The sequence below is a fragment of the Brachybacterium sp. AOP42-C2-15 genome, from assembly GCF_052377065.1.
Lineage (GTDB): Bacteria > Actinomycetota > Actinomycetes > Actinomycetales > Dermabacteraceae > Brachybacterium.
The window spans coordinates 141,058-155,815 of sequence record NZ_JBQSWK010000002.1 but is presented as its reverse complement, the minus strand read 5'-3'; the positions used below and the strand labels follow the sequence as shown (position 1 = coordinate 155,815).

The following is a 14,758-nucleotide window of genomic DNA, read 5'->3' as shown; positions in this document are numbered from 1 at the left end:
TGAAGGCTGGGCGTGATGAGGATCCTCCCCACTGCGCGGCCCAGAAGGTGCCACGATGGGACACGCCCCGTAGACTCGGCCGGGTGAACGACACCGACCAGCGCCCCGTCCTCGTCGTCGACTTCGGCGCCCAGTACGCACAGCTCATCGCCCGCCGCGTGCGCGAGGCCCGGGTCTACTCCGAGGTGGTCCCGCATTCGATGCCCACCGAGAAGATCCTCGCCAAGCAGCCCCGCGCGATCATCCTCTCCGGCGGGCCCAGCTCCGTCTACGCCGAGGGCGCCCCGCGCCTGGACCCGGCTCTGCTCGAAGCTGGCGTGCCCGTGCTCGGGCTCTGCTACGGCTTTCAGTCCATGGCCGCGGCGCTCGACGGGACCGTCGCGCCGACGGGCGTGCGGGAGTACGGCGCGACCCGCCTGGAGAGCATCGACGGCACGTCGCAGCTGCTCAGCTCCCAGGACCTCGAGCAGAACGTGTGGATGAGCCACGGCGACTCCGTCACTGCCGCCCCATCTGGCTTCGAGGTCGTCGCGACCTCCTCCGGCAGCCCCGTCGCCGCCTTCGAGAACACCGAGAAGCAGCTCTACGGCGTGCAGTGGCACCCCGAAGTGGGCCACTCCGACCGCGGCCAGGAGGTGCTCGAGAACTTCCTGCACCGCGGCGCTGGCATCGAGCCGGCCTGGACCACCGGGAACGTGATCGAGGAGCAGCTCGAACGGATCCGCGCCCAGGTGGGCGAGGGCTCCGCGATCTGCGGACTCTCCGGCGGCGTGGACTCCGCCGTGGCTGCAGCGCTGGTGCAGCGCGCCATCGGTGATCGCCTCACCTGCGTGTACGTGAACCACGGCCTCATGCGCCAGGACGAGTCCGAGCAGATCGAGCAGGCCTTCGGTGACTCCACCGGCGGTGCGAAGCTCGTCATGGTCGACGCCGAGGAGCAGTTCCTCACCGCCCTCGCCGGGGTCACCGACCCCGAGACCAAGCGCAAGATCATCGGCCGCGAATTCATCCGCACCTTCGAGCAGGCCCAGGCGGACATCCTGCGCGAGCAGGGCGTCGTCGAGGGTGACCACGCCGAAGCCACTGCGTTCCTCGTCCAGGGCACGCTCTACCCGGACGTCGTCGAATCCGGCGGCGGAGAGGGCGCGGCGAACATCAAGAGCCACCACAACGTGGGCGGCCTCCCCGAGGACCTCTCCTTCGAACTGGTCGAGCCGCTGCGCGCCCTGTTCAAGGACGAGGTGCGCGCCGTCGGCTCTGAGCTGGGCCTGCCCGACGAGATCGTCTGGCGCCAGCCCTTCCCCGGACCGGGGCTGGGGATCCGCATCATCGGCGAGGTCACCAAGGAGCGGCTCGACATCCTGCGCAAGGCCGACGCGATCGCCCGCGCCGAGCTGACCGCCGCGGGCCTGGACCGCACCATCTGGCAGTGCCCCGTGGTGCTGCTGGCGGACGTGCGCTCCGTGGGCGTCCAGGGCGACGGCCGCACCTACGGCCACCCGGTCGTGCTGCGCCCCGTCACCAGCGACGACGCGATGACGGCCGACTGGGCCAAGGTCCCTTACGAGGTGCTCTCGCGGATCTCCAGCCGCATCACCAACGAGGTCAGCGAGATCAACCGCGTCACCCTCGACATCACCTCCAAGCCCCCGGGCACCATCGAGTGGGAGTGAGCTCCCGCTGACAGCAGCCGCAGCAGCGCCCCGCCGCGCGTCCTCCCGGACCGCGCCGCGGGGCGCTGCTCTGCCCGGGCACGGGTGCTGCTGGGTCTCAACGTGAGTTCTGCCCATCGAGTCGTGAGAAGTGCGCCGTAAGAAGCGTCATGGTGCGCGGAACTCACGACTCGATCGTGCGTGACGCAGCGGCGCGCTGTGGAAATCACCGATTCTGCAGCCGGAAGCATGGCACCGCTGCGGAGACCGAGGTGCAGAAGCCGGACTGTGCGCAGAAGGCGCCGACCCAGAGCACTGACTGACCCGGGAGGAGTGAACTCCGGTTCCCGACCGATCGGCGGGGAGGTTCCTTGCCGCGCCGGGTGGAGAGGGGTTAAATTCCCCCACACGTCGCTGAGGGGCTGCACTCGTCGGCTTCCGTGGCGTCTTGAGGGGGAGGAGGGGGACCGATGTCGAACGCCGAGACCGGCACCATCACGACGCGGGTGCCTTCGCGACTCGACCGACTGCCCTGGTCCCGCTTCCACTGGCGAGTGGTGATCGGCCTGGGCAGCGTCTGGATCCTCGACGGTCTCGAGGTGACGATGGTCGGCAATGTCGCCGCCCGACTCACCGAGGACGGCAGCGGGCTGGACATCTCCGCCGCCCAGATCGGTATCGCGGGCGCCATCTACATCGTCGGTGCGTGCCTCGGTGCGCTCTTCTTCGGCCAGCTCACCGATCGGCTGGGCCGCAAGAAGCTCTTCCTCTGGACGCTCGTGCTCTACCTCGTCGCGACTGTCGCCACGGCGTTCTCCTTCTCACCCTGGTTCTTCTTCCTCTGCCGCTTCCTCACCGGCGCCGGCATCGGCGGCGAGTACGCGGCCATCAACTCCGCTATCGATGAGCTGATCCCTGCCCGGGTGCGCGGGCGGGTCGATCTGATCATCAACGGCAGCTACTGGCTGGGCTCGGCAGCGGGCTCTGCGCTGGCGCTCGTGCTGCTGAGCACAGCGTTCTTCCCCATGGATCTGGGCTGGCGTCTGGCCTTCGGCTTCGGCGCCGTGCTCGGCATCGCCGTGCTCATGGTGCGCCGTCACGTGCCGGAGAGCCCTCGCTGGCTGTTCATCCACGGCCAGGAGGGTGAGGCCGAGCGGATCGTCCGCGGGATCGAGGAGTCGATCGAGGAGGAGAAGGGCACCGAGCTGCCCCCGGCAGAGGACTCCCTCACCATCCGCCAGCGCACCAGCATCCCGTTCCGGGAGATCGCCGCCGTCGCGTTCCGGAAGTACCCGAAGCGCTCGGTGCTCTGCCTGGCCCTGTTCGTCGGGCAGGCGTTCCTCTACAACGGCATCACCTTCAACCTGGGCGTTCTGCTCTCCTCCTTCTACGGCGTCGGGGCGGCCCTCGCCCCGCTGTTCATCATCTTCTGGGCGCTGTCGAACTTCGCCGGTCCGGTGATCCTGGGCCACTTCTTCGACTCCGTGGGCCGCAAGCCCATGATCACCCTGGCCTATCTCGGCAGCGCCCTGGTGACGCTGCCGCTGGCCTGGGTGTTCCTCAGCGAGGCCGGCGGGCTCACCGCGTTCATGATCCTGTTGGTGATCACCTTCTTCCTGGCGTCTTCCGGGGCCAGCGCTGCCTATCTGACGGTGAGCGAGATCTTCCCGATGGAGACGCGGGCGCTCGCGATCGCCTTCTTCTATGCAGTCGGCACCGCGGTCGGTGGCATCGCCGGTCCGCTGCTCTTCGGCACCCTCATCGCGACCGGAGAGCGTGCGCCCGTGGCGATCGGCTTCCTCGTCGCCGCGGTGGTGATGGCACTGGGCGGCGTTGCCGAGCTGCTCTTCGGGGTCAAGGCCGAGGGCCAGAAGCTCGAGGACCTCGCCACCCCGCTCACCGTCCAGGACGCCGACGATGCGGAGGCCCCCGGCGCGGAGGGCGATGGCGCGCAGGCCGATAGTGCGCAGGGCGATGGTGTAAACGGCGATGACACCGGCGGCTCCTCCGGCCCGGGCCCGGGCCGGGAGCGCACCTGATGCCGGTGGGGTGCCTGGTCTTCGGCCATCGCCCAGCGTTCCGCGCCGAGGGGCGCACCATGCGTTGGGAGTGCGAGCGCGGCTGCGCGGAGGGTGGCGGCGAGAAGACCTACTCCACCGCGGCGGAGGCGGAGCGGTTTGCGGCGGCCTTCGACCGGCGCGGCGACGACGGGCTCGGGAAGAACGCCCCCCTGCTCGGCATGTTCCCGCTGCGGATCTGGCAATGGCTGCGCCGCCGGGGCGGGCCCGAGGGCTGAATCGTCGGCGTCCGACGTAGACCGATTGTCGGAATCCGCCTCAGTCAGTCGGCGTCCGCCTCAGACTGATCATCGGCGTCCCTCTCAGGCCGTCGGCGGCTCGAGCAGGCGGGAAGGATGAGCGGGCGCGGAGGAGTGCCAGGACTGGGTGCGCTCGTAGGTCTCCCAGCCCATCGCGACGTAGAGGCCGTCGGCGCCGGTGGGGGAGTCGTCGTCGACCTCGAGGTCCACGTGGGTGCGTCCACGCTCGACGGCGTCCTGGATCGAGGCGTTCAGCAGTGCTTTCGCGATGCCGTGGCCGCGGGCGGAGCGGTGCACTCCCAGGTACTCCAGGTAGGTGCCCTCGCCCAGGGTCTCGGTCGCCGGGATCACAGCGGCGACCAGGCCGCCAGCAGGCAACCAGACCCCGCCGCGGTCGATCTCGGCGATCCACCAGTGGTCCCATCCCGCCTCCTCGGGGTTCTCGATGAGTCGCTGGACGAACTCGGCGAAGGACTCCCGGTAGGAGTTGAAGTGGTCCGCGAAGGACTCCTCGAGCATCCGGTGCACGGTGCGCACGTCCTGCGCGACAGGCAGGCCGGATTCGTGGCGGTGGACCTTCCTCACCCGAGTGCCCTCTCGTGGCGCGGGAAGTCCGGGCAGCTCGGCGGGGTCCACGGGGCGTCGCATATGCAACCAGGTGCGCACCATCGAGTAGCCCGCAGCGGTGAGGAGCCGCCCGCGGTCGGTGTCCAGTTCGTTCGCGTCGGCGTCGAGCTGTGTGCGCTCCACCCCGCGTGCTCGGGCGAAGGACCCGCCCACCTCGACCGCCCAGTCCAGCAGCGCGGCGGCCAGGGCGTCCCGTTCGGGGGCGTCCTCGGCGATCACGAACTGGACGTTGGTGCGGCCGGTGGCGCGGTCCTCCAGAGCCACCCAGGCGAGCGGGTCCTTATCGAGCGAGGGGGATCCATCAGCGGCGACGGGCACCACCACGACCTCGCGGCGCGCCCAGGACTTCAGCCCCACCATGCGCGAGCGCATCCCCGCCTCGTCGGCCACCCCACCCGGGGTGTGGCGACGGATGTCCGCGGTGACCAGCGCGACGACTGCAGGAACATCGGCCTCGATCGGCACCCGGGTGGTCAGTCGACCCTCCAGGGCTGCGGGCATCGTGGGCGGGAAGTGATCGGTCAGCAGCATCCGTCCATCTTTTCACGATTCGGCCTGGGGCCGCGGAGCGCGGTGCTTCGCTCAGCGCTCGTCGGCCGTGACCGACTCCCGGTCCTGGGCGGAAGAGGCGGCGCCGCCATCGCCAAGCTCGCCCGCGTCCGCAGCCTCGAGCTGCTCCGGATCGATCACGGGGATCGGCCCGGTGCGCGGGTGCGAGTCCTGCGGCTCGGTGCCTGTGCCGCCGAGCTCGGCGGCCGCGTCGGCACCCGGCTGGGAGGCGAACTCGTCCGCGGACTCGACGGTCTCGCGCAGCGGCACGTGCTTGATGAACAGTGAGAGCACCAGCGCTATCACTGCGAAGGGCACGGCGGTGAGGAACACCATGTGCATCGCCTCGCCCATGCCCATGCGGATCGGCTCCACGAGGATCTCGGGCAGCTCCGAGAGCGCGGAGGGATCCAGCGCCGCGTTCTCGAGGCCGGAGACGTCCGCGCCGCCGGAGGCCTGCAGGGCGGCGAGGTCCTCTGCGGGCAGCGCTGCGATCTGCTCGGTGATCGAGGTGGACATGGAGGCGGTCATCACGGTGCCCAGCACCGCGATGCCCACGGTCGAGCCGATGTTGCGGAAGAACTGGATTGCGGCGGTGGCGGTGCCGAGCTCGCGACGTGCCACGGCGTTCTGCACGATCAGCGTGTACACCTGCATCGACAGGCCGAGTCCCAGACCGATCACGATCATGGCGAGGGTGAGGTGCCACTGGGTGTCGCCGTACTCGAGGGCGACCAGCAGGACGTAGCCGATCACCATGATGATGCCGCCGACGATGAGGAACGGACGGTAGCGGCCGGTCTTCGAGATCAGCAGGCCCACGATGATCGAGGTGAGGATCATCGCGACGGACTGGGGGATCAGGATCATGCCGGAGGCGGTCGCGGAGACGCCCATGACGCCCTGTGCATAGACCGGGATGTAGATGATCGCGCCGAACATCGCCACGGCGATCGCGAAGGAGGCCGCGACCGACAGGGCCACGATCGGCCGCAGCAGCAGCTGCATCGGCAGCAGCGGCTCCTCGACCTTCGTCTCGATGATCACGAAGGCGATGAGGAAGGCGGCGGCGATCGTATACATGCCCAGGATCACGGGGGAGGTCCAGGCGAAGTCGCCACCGCCCCAGGTGGTCGCGAGCAGCGCGATGACCAGGCCCGGCGTGAGGGTGACGATGCCCCAGTAGTCGATCTTGCCGTGCTGATCGGCCTTCTCCAGGTGCAGGAACTTCATGATGAAGACGAAGGCGGCGATCCCGATCGGGAGGGTCAGGTAGAACAGCCAGCGCCAGCCCAGATGGTCGGTGACGACGCCTCCGATGAGCGGCCCCGCGATCGAGGTCACGCCGAAGACGGCGCCCATGATGCCCTGGTACTTGCCACGCTGACGGGGCGGGATGATGTCGCCGATGATCGTCTGGCTCAGCGGCATCAGGGTGCCCATGCCCAGGCCCTGCACGGCGCGGGCGAAGACCAGGAACCAGAAGCCCTCCGCCATGCCGGCGAGGGCCGAGCCGACCATGAACACGGCCAGGCCGCCCAGGTAGAACCAGCGGCGGCCGTAGAGGTCGGAGAGCTTGCCGACGACCGGCACGGACACGGCCGACACCAGCATTGCGGCGGTCGCGATCCAGCTGTAGTGCTCGATGCCGCCGAGCTCGCCGACGATGCGGGGCATCGCGGGGCCGACGATCGTCTGCGAGAGGGACGCGACGAACATGCCGAGCATGAGGCCGACGAAGACGAGCTTGCCCTGTCGGTCCAGGCCCGTGAAAACGGGGGCGGTGCTCGGGCCGGAGGGCGGCGTGGTGGCGGGTGCTGTGCTCATTGAGCTCCTCGGGACAGTGATGTGCTGACGGAATGATGGAGAGGGCGCCGGCGGGCGTCCGATGGTCGTAGCGCGTCACTGGGCCTCGACGGGAACACCCTATCCAACTGTTGCAGTCAATGCACTATTTCACTGAGTGCAGATTTTGTGATCTGTCGGACCTACGATGGTCCGGTGAACGAGTTGACCGATACCGATCAGGGCCTGGGACTGCGCGAGCTGAAGAAGCGCCAATCCCGCATCGCCATGCACCGTGCCGCCCTCGAGCTGGTGAGCGAGCACGGGCTCGGCGGGGTCACCGTCGAAGCGATCGCCCATCGTGCCGGGGTCTCCACCCGGACCTTCTTCAATCATTGGTCCACGAAGGAATCCGCGATCATCGGGGTTCTCAGCGCCGGGGACGACGAGATCGCGGAGCGGCTGCGCCATCTGGCTGAGGAGCAGGGGCCGCAGCAGGCGCTGCGCACGGTGATGCGCGAGGCGATCTCCTCCGCGCCCATCGATGCCGGGCTGCGAGAGCTGAAGAAGCAGGTCATGGCCAAGGAGCCGCGGCTGCATTCCCTCTCCACCGGCAACCTGCACCTGGTGCAGACCGAGATGGTCGAGGCGCTCGCGGCGGTCCTCGAGGGGGAGGACGCCCAGGAGCGGGCGATGCTCGCCGTGCAGATCGGCTTCGCCGTCACCCGTACCGCTTTCGCCGTCTCGATGTCGCGCGGGATCGATCTGGGGACAGCCTTCGACGAAGTGCTGGACCGCTACGACGCGGCCGACGGGCCCTTCTGACCGCGGAGAGAGCCGAGTCTCGCGCGTCAACGCATCAACGCGTCACGCACCGGGCGTCATGCGCGAGGCGTCACGCGCCGGGTCTCACCGCACCAGGCGCCCGTGCCCGCTCTCCCAGCCGCGGCCGTCCGCCAGCCGCTCGGCGACCAGGCGCTCGAGCCGTGTGCGGCGTGGCAGGGCGGTGACCTCATAGGGCGGGCGTTCGCCGAACACGAAGAAGGCCGCACCGTCGTCGGAGCGCTCATAGGAGAGCCGCTCCCAGCGGCCCGCGAAAGCACCGAGGTTCGAGTTCGCGCCGAGCTCCTCGGTGAGCAGCGGGTTCACCAGCCAGGAGTCGCAGAGGAACTCATGGCCGAAGGGCGCCGCCTCCGACGGGCGCGCGGTGTCGAGATCGGCGTAGTGGGTGGTGAAATATGCCGTCGCCTGATCGAGGGACTCATCGACCGCGGCGGGATCCAGCGGCCCGGTGGCGGGGATGTGGGCACCGATCACCCAGCGCTCCTGCGCCGTTCCCTTCTCGGCGCGATGCAGGTCGAACTGGAGGCGGCCCAGGTGCACCAGCCGCCCTCGCCAGTTCAGCGCCATCCATGCCAGCTGGTGCAGCCCCAGCCTTCCGCTGCTGCGGCGATGGACCCGCATCTGCTGGCCGAGATCCGCGAGCACGTGCCAGGACTGCTCGGCGCTCAGGCCGCGCTCTCGGTGCCAGGCTCGCACCGTCGACGTGCTCACCACGAGCGCGAGGATCGAGAGCAGGCCCTCCCCGGGGGCGAGACGCTGCTGCAGGAGGTTGTGGCGCTCCTCCAGAGAGCCGAGATCAGCCGCGGGCGGCTCGAGCCCCGCGCTCGCCCGCAGCAGGTTCGCGGTGCGGGTGACCTCCGTCAGGATCTCCTGATCCGCCATGGCCGGGGCGATCAGAGCACGGAGCTCGGCATGATCCTGGCCGGTGATGCCCAGCCGCTCGAGCAGTGCTGGCGTCGAGGGAGCGCTCAGCATCTGGGCGACAGCCGCCGGTGGCAGCTCGTCGGTGGCGCGGACGGCCCGCGGCGGATCGCCGAGGACCTCGAACTGGGCATCACAGCGATCGGTCATGCGCACACGGTAGCGCTCACTGCCCACCGGATGTGAGCTGGGCCGCTACGATTCCAGGGTCGAGACCACGCACCCGTCGGCCTGCGCCGACGCAGGAGGAGCCAGAGCATGAGCACCCAGACCCCTGAGACCCCTGAGACCTCTGGCGGCACCGCTGCGGAGCTCAGCCCGTCGGCCGTCGCGATCCGTGACGCCTACGCCTTCGAAGGCGGTCGGATCCACCTCGGCGCGATGATCGAGGGGGAGACCCCGAGCCCCGCTGTGGCCGTGAACCTGTCGGTGGGGATGCTGAACCGTCACGGACTGATCGCCGGCGCCACCGGCACCGGCAAGACGCGCACCCTGCAGGTGATCGCCGAGCAGGCCGCGCACGCCGGAGCCTCCGTGTTCGTGGCAGATATGAAGGGTGACCTCTCCGGCATCGCCGTGCCGGGGGAGGCGTCCGAGAAGCTGTCCGCACGCGCCGCTGCACGCGGCCAGGAGTGGATCTCCCGCGCCGCCCCGACCGAGTTCTTCAGCCTCGGCGGCCAGGGCGAGGGAGTGCCGATCCGCACCACCGTGAGCACCTTCGGGCCGGTACTGATGTCCAAGGTGCTCGAGCTGAACGAGACCCAGGAGAGCTCGCTGGGCCTGATCTTCCACTACGCGGACAGCCAGGGACTGGGACTGCTGGACCTCAAGGATCTGCGCGCCCTGATCCAGTTCCTCACCTCTGACGAGGGCAAGGGTGAGCTCAAGGGCATCGGAGGGATCTCCACCGCGACCGCCGGCGTGATCCTGCGCAGTTTGACCGCCTTCGAGGCCTCCGGGGCGGATGTCTTCTTCGGCGAACCCGCCTTCGACACGGAGAAGCTGCTGCGCAAGGCCGAGGATGGCACGGGGATCATCTCCTGCCTCGAGCTGCCGGGCGTCGCCACCCGACCCGCCCTGTTCTCCACCTTCATGATGTGGATGCTCGCCGAGCTGTACCAGGACCTGCCTGAGGTGGGCGACCTCGAGGTGCCCAAGCTCGTGTTCTTCTTCGACGAGGCGCACCTGCTGTTCAAGGACGCCTCCAAGGCGTTCCTCGATCAGGTCGTCCAGACCGTGCGACTGATCCGTTCCAAGGGCGTGGGCGTCTTCTTCATCACCCAGACCCCGAAGGACGTCCCGGGAGATGTGCTCGCCCAGCTCGGCAACCGGGTCCAGCATGCGCTGCGCGCCTTCACGCCCGACGATGCCAAGGCGCTCAAGGCCACCGCCAGCACCTTCCCCACCTCCGACCACGACCTGGTCGAGGTGATCCCAGCACTCGGCACCGGCGAGGCGATCGTGACCGTGATGAGCGAAGACGGCGCCCCCACTCCCGTCGCGATCACCGCAGTGCGCGCGCCGGAATCCTCGATGGAACCGGCCGGTGCGGAGGTCATCTCCGCTGCAGTGAAGGCCTCACCGCTCGCTGCGGAGTACGGGACCCCGGTGGATCGGGAGTCCGCGTACGAGATCCTCACCGCACGCGCCGAGAAGGACGCGAAGGCCCTCGAGGAGGGGGCCGATGACGGCGCTGAGCAGGGGGTGAAGGGATCCACGGGTTCGACCTCGTCACAGCCGAAGGCGCAGAACAAGAAGGACGAAGGCGGGTTCTTCGAGAAGCCGGCGGTGAAGTCATTTCTCCGCTCCGCCGGCACCGTGCTGGGCCGAGAGATCACCCGCAGCCTGTTCGGTACGAAGCGCCGCCGCTGAGCAGTCGGGCCAGCCGAGGCTCGCTTGTCGCAGCACCGGTCCCTCGCAGCACCGGCCCATCGCAGCAGGCCCGGAGATGACGAGAGCCCCTGGCATCTGCCGGGGGCTCTCGGTGCATCAGGTCCTGTGAGGACCGGGATCAGACGGAGTTCAGATCACTTCTTGCCCTGGTTGGCGACGGCCTCCGCCGCGGCCTTCGCAGCGACCGGGTCAAGGTAGCGGCCGCCCTTCTCGACGGGCTGGAAGTCCTCGTCCAGCTCGTACACCAGCGGCTGGCCGGTGGGGATGTTCAGGCCGGAGATCTCTTCGTCGGAGATGCCGTCGAGGTACTTCACCAGTGCGCGCAGCGAGTTGCCGTGGGCGGCGATCAGCACGGTCTTGCCGTCGACGAGGTCAGGCTTGATGCCCTCCTCCCAGTACGGCAGGAAGCGCTCGACGACATCCTTGAGGCACTCGGACTTGGGCAGCTGATCACCGAGACCCGCGTACTGCGGGTCCTGGTCCTGGCTGAACTCGGTGCCGAACTCGATCTCGGGCGGCGGCGTGTCGTAGGAACGACGCCAGGCCATGAACTTCTCCTCGCCGTACTTCTCACGGATCTCGGACTTGTTCATGCCCTGGAGCGCACCGTAGTGACGCTCGTTCAGGCGCCAGTCGCGCTTGACGGGGATCCAGTGGCGGTCGGCGGCGTCGAGGGAGAGGTTCGCGGTCATGATCGCCCGGCGCTGCAGCGAGGTGTGCACGACATCGGGGAGGATGCCGGCCTCCTTCAGCAGCACGCCGCCGTTGGCGGCCTCAGCCTCACCCTTCTCGGTGAGGGCTACGTCCACCCAGCCGGTGAACAGGTTCTTCGCATTCCAGTCGCTCTCGCCGTGGCGGAGCAGCACGAGTGTGTAGGTCATGGTCACAGCCTAACGGCGCGGGGGAGCGGGCGCAGTTCCTGCCCATCGGTTGCCCGCCTCGCCGGGCGCGGGGCGGACGCTACGCTCGATCCCATGCTCAGCACTGCTCCCGGCGCCCTCGCCGACGTCCCCGTCGTCCTGCTCGATCTCGACGGCACGATCGTGGACTCCGGACCCGGCATCTTCGCGGCGCTCGGGCACGCCTTCGCGGCCTGCGACGAGCCGCTCCCCGAGCCCGCCGTGCTGCGCACCTTCATCGGTCCGCCGTTGACGACCTCCTTCCGCGGCGTGCTCGGGATGAGCGCCGAGCGCGCGGAGCAGCTCCGCCTCTCGTATACCGAGCACTACCAGTCCCACGGCCTGCTGGACGCGTTGCCCTATCCGGGGATCCCGGAGCTGCTGGACGGACTTGCGGCGTCCGGGCGCACCGTCGCGGTCGCCACCAACAAGCCGGAGACCACGGCGCGGCGCTTGCTCGAGCACCAGGGCCTCGGGGACCGCTTCGCGCTGATCGGCGGCACCGACCGCGCCTCGGGCAGGAGCGACAAGGCGGCGGTGATCGGCAGCGTGCTCGAGCGCCTGGGTCTCGCGGCCGGGGCGGCGGGCAGGGCGCGGACCGTGATGATCGGTGACCGGATCCACGACGCCGAGGGCGCCTCGGAGCACGGCGTGCCCGCGCTGCTGGTCGGCTGGGGATACGGAGGGCCCGTCGAGCAGGCGGCCGACGTCCCACGGGTCGCGACCGTCGCCGAGCTCTCTGCACTCCTGATGGGCTGAGCCCTCGTGCGGGCGCTCAGGCCTCGAGCAGGATCGTGAAGGGGCCGTCGTTGGTGAGGCCCACGCGCATCATCGCGCCGAAGCGGCCGGTCGCGACGGTGACGCCGCGCTCGCGGATCGCCTCGACCACCTGTGCGACGAGCGGTTCGGCGACGGGCCCCGGGGCCGCGCCGCTCCAGGAGGGCCTGCGCCCCTTGCGCACATCGGCGTAGAGCGTGAACTGGGAGACCACCAGCACCTGCGCCCCGGCATCGAGCACCGAGCGCTCGCCCTCCAGGATGCGCAGCTCGCAGATCTTCCGGGCGATCGTGGCCACCTGCTCGGGCCCGTCCTCGTGGGTGACCCCGACCAGCACGAAGAGGCCTTCGCCCTCGATCGAGCCGACCACCTCACCCTCGACCTCGACCTCGGCACCGTCGACTCTCTGGAGCACTGCACGCATGCCCCGATGGTCGCACAGGGGAACGCGTTGCGGAGGCTGGCGCCAGATCCTGTGGTCAGCCGGGACGGATCAAGTCTGGCCAGCCGGGAAGGATCTGGTCAGCCGGGAAGGATCGAGTCGATCCTGCGCTCCTGGGTGGGGGAGTCGTCGTCCCCGTCGTGCTGCTGACCGCGTGAGGAGTCCAGCGGGGGCAGCGGCTGGGTCGCCGGAAGGTTCCTGGGAGCGGGTGCGGAGCGAGGGGGAGGGGGGCCGGTGTGCTCGAGCGGGGCGGAGAACTGCGGCGGGGCAGACTGCTGCCACGGTGACGAAGGGTTCTGCGGCACGCCATGACGTGGCGCTGGCTGCTGAGATGCCGGCTGCTGCGACGCGGGTTGCTGCGGCCCGGCGTGCGATGGCACAGACCGTGAGGGCGCGAACTGTGACAACCCGGGCTGCGGCGGCGCTGACTGCTGCGGTGCCGAATGTGTGGGCATGGTCTGCGGGGGCGCCGACTGCTGTGCGGAGGCGGACATGCCCTGCTGCGGAGCGACGGATGGGCGCGATGGGACCTGCGCCTGGGCCTGCTGCTGCGACTGCTGCTGGGCCTGCTGAGGCGCCGGCTGCTGCCCGGTCGGGGCGGGGTCCGGGGCGGGAGCCTGACGCACTCCCGTCGGCCCATGGGTGGGCGGGACCGGCTGCTGGGGCTGGGAAGGGGACCCGGGGCCCTGTACGACCGGTCCTCCCGCAGCGGTAGCGGCGTCCCTGCGACGCTGCTCTGCCCGGCGGGCCTCGGTGACCCACTCCTCGGCGACGCGCACGATCGCTTCGGTGGCGGCCTCCCAGGCGGCCTCCTGCTGCCGGTGCGGGCCGGTGGCCAGGGACAGCACCACGCCCGCGGAACGCAGTGCGACCTCGGTCGGATCCACCCGCTCAGCGAACACCTCATGCCAGGTGCGGATGGCCTCCTCGACACGCTCCTGCATGGCGCGGTCGATGCGCCCGGCGTTGCCGTAGTCCGCCAGGACGCTGAGATGGGCAAGCAGGCAGGCGAGATCGTCGGCCCGACGGCCCGGACCCACGGTGTCGATGTCGAGCAGGCCCACCACCTTGCCGTTCTCGACGAATACCTGAGCCTCGTAGAAGTCGCCGTGCACCACATCGTGCGGGCGCATGTCCATGCGCTGCTCGAGTGCTGTCAGACCCTCGCGGATCGCTCGTACCAGCGCATCCAAGCGGGGGCCGAGGGAGGGGACGGCGGAGCTGACGATCCCGGCGTAGAACTCCACGGAGTCGGTCCACGGCGGGCGCAGCGGGAGGGAGTACATCGAGGCGGGGAGCCGATCGACGAGGGCCACGAGGTCCTCGGCCCGGCAGGCGCTGACGCCTTCGTCGATCACCGCACGGGCCAGCGGACGGCCGGGGAGCTCGGCGAGGACCACGAGCCCGTTGTGGTGGGCGATCACCTCGGGAACCGGCACTCCTGCGGCCAGCAGACGGTGATGGCGGTCCACGATCTCTCCGCTGCGATGCGGCTGCATGACCTTGAGGAAGACGGCGCGTTCGCCCTGCGAGGCGCGCAGCACGGCGCGACGCCCGGGGCGATAGGACACCACGTCGATCGCGATCGGCACCGACGGGTCGCTGCCGATCGGCGCGCCGAGATCGCGCAGGGTGCGGCCGACGATGTCGGGGTAGCAGACCTGCGGCAGCATCGGCAGCCAGGGATCGTGCGGATAGCGCCATACGCGAACGTTGATGTCCCCGTCGGTCATCACCAGGGTCTGCTCGGCGACGTAGAGGTTCTTCTCGCGCTCGCCGATATGCGCGCTCGCCCCGAACAACTCCTCACGTGCAGGAGCCTGCGGTCCGTCGAGCTCAGGCCAGGAGACCATCGTCCGGTACAGCGCCTTGGTGCTGCGTCCGGGGCGGTGGTCGACGTGGTCGAGCTGCCAGCTGTGCAGCACTCCGCCGGAGTTGACGACGGCCGAGCGGAGGAGTCCTCCCGCGCCGGGCCCGGTGAGGAGCTCGGAGCCGTCCTGCGTGTGTGACATGGGCGATTCATTCTTGTCATGAGGTCATCAGGCGACAACGC

At 69.6% G+C, this 14,758-nt stretch carries 12 protein-coding genes; 6 read left to right on the top strand and 6 right to left on the bottom strand.

Features of this window, described 5'->3' with window-relative positions; genetic code table 11:
- The first annotated feature begins 83 nt into the window (after positions 1–83).
- The 3 genes from guaA to ACT3SQ_RS01905 all read left to right on the top strand — a co-directional run bounded on the left by guaA (position 84) and on the right by ACT3SQ_RS01905 (position 3,948).
- A complete protein-coding gene (gene guaA, locus ACT3SQ_RS01915) occupies positions 84–1,673 on the top strand; it encodes a glutamine-hydrolyzing GMP synthase (RefSeq protein ID WP_441443346.1) in 1,590 nt (529 codons plus the stop codon).
- Between the two features lie 449 nt (positions 1,674–2,122).
- The gene (locus ACT3SQ_RS01910) at positions 2,123–3,691 is read left to right on the top strand and encodes an MFS transporter (protein WP_442332310.1); all 1,569 of its coding nucleotides are present in this window, start codon (positions 2,123–2,125) and stop codon (positions 3,689–3,691) included.
- The gene (locus ACT3SQ_RS01905; protein WP_444501700.1) at positions 3,691–3,948 is read left to right on the top strand and encodes a hypothetical protein; all 258 of its coding nucleotides are present in this window, start codon (positions 3,691–3,693) and stop codon (positions 3,946–3,948) included. Before ACT3SQ_RS01910 ends, ACT3SQ_RS01905 begins: the two co-directional genes overlap by 1 nt.
- Before the next feature lie 84 nt (positions 3,949–4,032).
- On the opposite strand, the gene ACT3SQ_RS01900 is transcribed toward ACT3SQ_RS01905, so the two are convergent.
- Positions 4,033–5,127, bottom strand: a complete 1,095-nt coding sequence (locus ACT3SQ_RS01900; protein WP_441445784.1) for a GNAT family N-acetyltransferase — start codon at positions 5,125–5,127, stop codon at positions 4,033–4,035.
- A 51-nt stretch (positions 5,128–5,178) separates the two neighbouring features.
- A complete protein-coding gene (locus ACT3SQ_RS01895; protein ID WP_441445785.1) occupies positions 5,179–6,972 on the bottom strand; it encodes an MDR family MFS transporter in 1,794 nt (597 codons plus the stop codon).
- A gap of 174 nt (positions 6,973–7,146) precedes the next feature.
- Between ACT3SQ_RS01895 and ACT3SQ_RS01890 the strand changes: the two genes are divergently transcribed.
- Positions 7,147–7,755, top strand: coding sequence for a TetR/AcrR family transcriptional regulator (locus tag ACT3SQ_RS01890; protein WP_442332311.1), 609 nt, complete (start codon positions 7,147–7,149; stop codon positions 7,753–7,755).
- Between the two features lie 84 nt (positions 7,756–7,839).
- Here ACT3SQ_RS01890 and ACT3SQ_RS01885 read toward each other — a convergent pair whose 3' ends face one another.
- Complete coding sequence (locus ACT3SQ_RS01885) at positions 7,840–8,844, bottom strand: acyltransferase domain-containing protein (protein WP_442332312.1); 1,005 nt, start codon at positions 8,842–8,844, stop codon at positions 7,840–7,842.
- Between the two features lie 108 nt (positions 8,845–8,952).
- Here ACT3SQ_RS01885 and ACT3SQ_RS01880 point away from each other — a divergent pair, with 108 nt between their 5' ends.
- Positions 8,953–10,566 (top strand): helicase HerA-like domain-containing protein, encoded by a 1,614-nt coding sequence (locus ACT3SQ_RS01880; RefSeq protein WP_442332313.1) that lies wholly within the window; start codon positions 8,953–8,955, stop codon positions 10,564–10,566.
- Positions 10,567–10,721: 155 nt separating this feature from the next.
- Here ACT3SQ_RS01880 and ACT3SQ_RS01875 read toward each other — a convergent pair whose 3' ends face one another.
- The gene (locus ACT3SQ_RS01875; protein WP_441445807.1) at positions 10,722–11,468 is read right to left on the bottom strand and encodes a phosphoglyceromutase; all 747 of its coding nucleotides are present in this window, start codon (positions 11,466–11,468) and stop codon (positions 10,722–10,724) included.
- 93 nt (positions 11,469–11,561) lie between these two features.
- Here ACT3SQ_RS01875 and ACT3SQ_RS01870 point away from each other — a divergent pair, with 93 nt between their 5' ends.
- Complete coding sequence (locus tag ACT3SQ_RS01870; protein ID WP_442332063.1) at positions 11,562–12,245, top strand: HAD hydrolase-like protein; 684 nt, start codon at positions 11,562–11,564, stop codon at positions 12,243–12,245.
- A gap of 16 nt (positions 12,246–12,261) precedes the next feature.
- Here the strand turns inward: ACT3SQ_RS01870 and dtd are convergent, their stop codons facing one another.
- Positions 12,262–12,687 carry a D-aminoacyl-tRNA deacylase gene (gene dtd / locus ACT3SQ_RS01865; protein ID WP_444591930.1) on the bottom strand — a complete coding sequence of 142 codons (426 nt, stop codon included), beginning with the start codon at positions 12,685–12,687 and terminating at the stop codon, positions 12,262–12,264.
- A gap of 98 nt (positions 12,688–12,785) precedes the next feature.
- Complete coding sequence (locus ACT3SQ_RS01860) at positions 12,786–14,717, bottom strand: phosphotransferase (RefSeq protein WP_442332064.1); 1,932 nt, start codon at positions 14,715–14,717, stop codon at positions 12,786–12,788.
- Positions 14,718–14,758: the final 41 nt, after the last annotated feature.

Coding starts and splice junctions, on each gene's coding strand:
- ACT3SQ_RS01895 (WP_441445785.1), bottom strand. CDS start 6,972: ATGAGCACAGCACCCGCCACCACGCCGCCCTCCGGCCCGAGCACCGCC.
- ACT3SQ_RS01885 (WP_442332312.1), bottom strand. CDS start 8,844: ATGACCGATCGCTGTGATGCCCAGTTCGAGGTCCTCGGCGATCCGCCG.
- ACT3SQ_RS01860 (WP_442332064.1), bottom strand. CDS start 14,717: ATGTCACACACGCAGGACGGCTCCGAGCTCCTCACCGGGCCCGGCGCG.
- ACT3SQ_RS01870 (WP_442332063.1), top strand. CDS start 11,562: ATGCTCAGCACTGCTCCCGGCGCCCTCGCCGACGTCCCCGTCGTCCTG.
- ACT3SQ_RS01900 (WP_441445784.1), bottom strand. CDS start 5,127: ATGCTGCTGACCGATCACTTCCCGCCCACGATGCCCGCAGCCCTGGAG.
- dtd (WP_444591930.1), bottom strand. CDS start 12,687: ATGCGTGCAGTGCTCCAGAGAGTCGACGGTGCCGAGGTCGAGGTCGAG.
- ACT3SQ_RS01875 (WP_441445807.1), bottom strand. CDS start 11,468: ATGACCTACACACTCGTGCTGCTCCGCCACGGCGAGAGCGACTGGAAT.
- ACT3SQ_RS01905 (WP_444501700.1), top strand. CDS start 3,691: ATGCCGGTGGGGTGCCTGGTCTTCGGCCATCGCCCAGCGTTCCGCGCC.
- ACT3SQ_RS01880 (WP_442332313.1), top strand. CDS start 8,953: ATGAGCACCCAGACCCCTGAGACCCCTGAGACCTCTGGCGGCACCGCT.
- ACT3SQ_RS01910 (WP_442332310.1), top strand. CDS start 2,123: ATGTCGAACGCCGAGACCGGCACCATCACGACGCGGGTGCCTTCGCGA.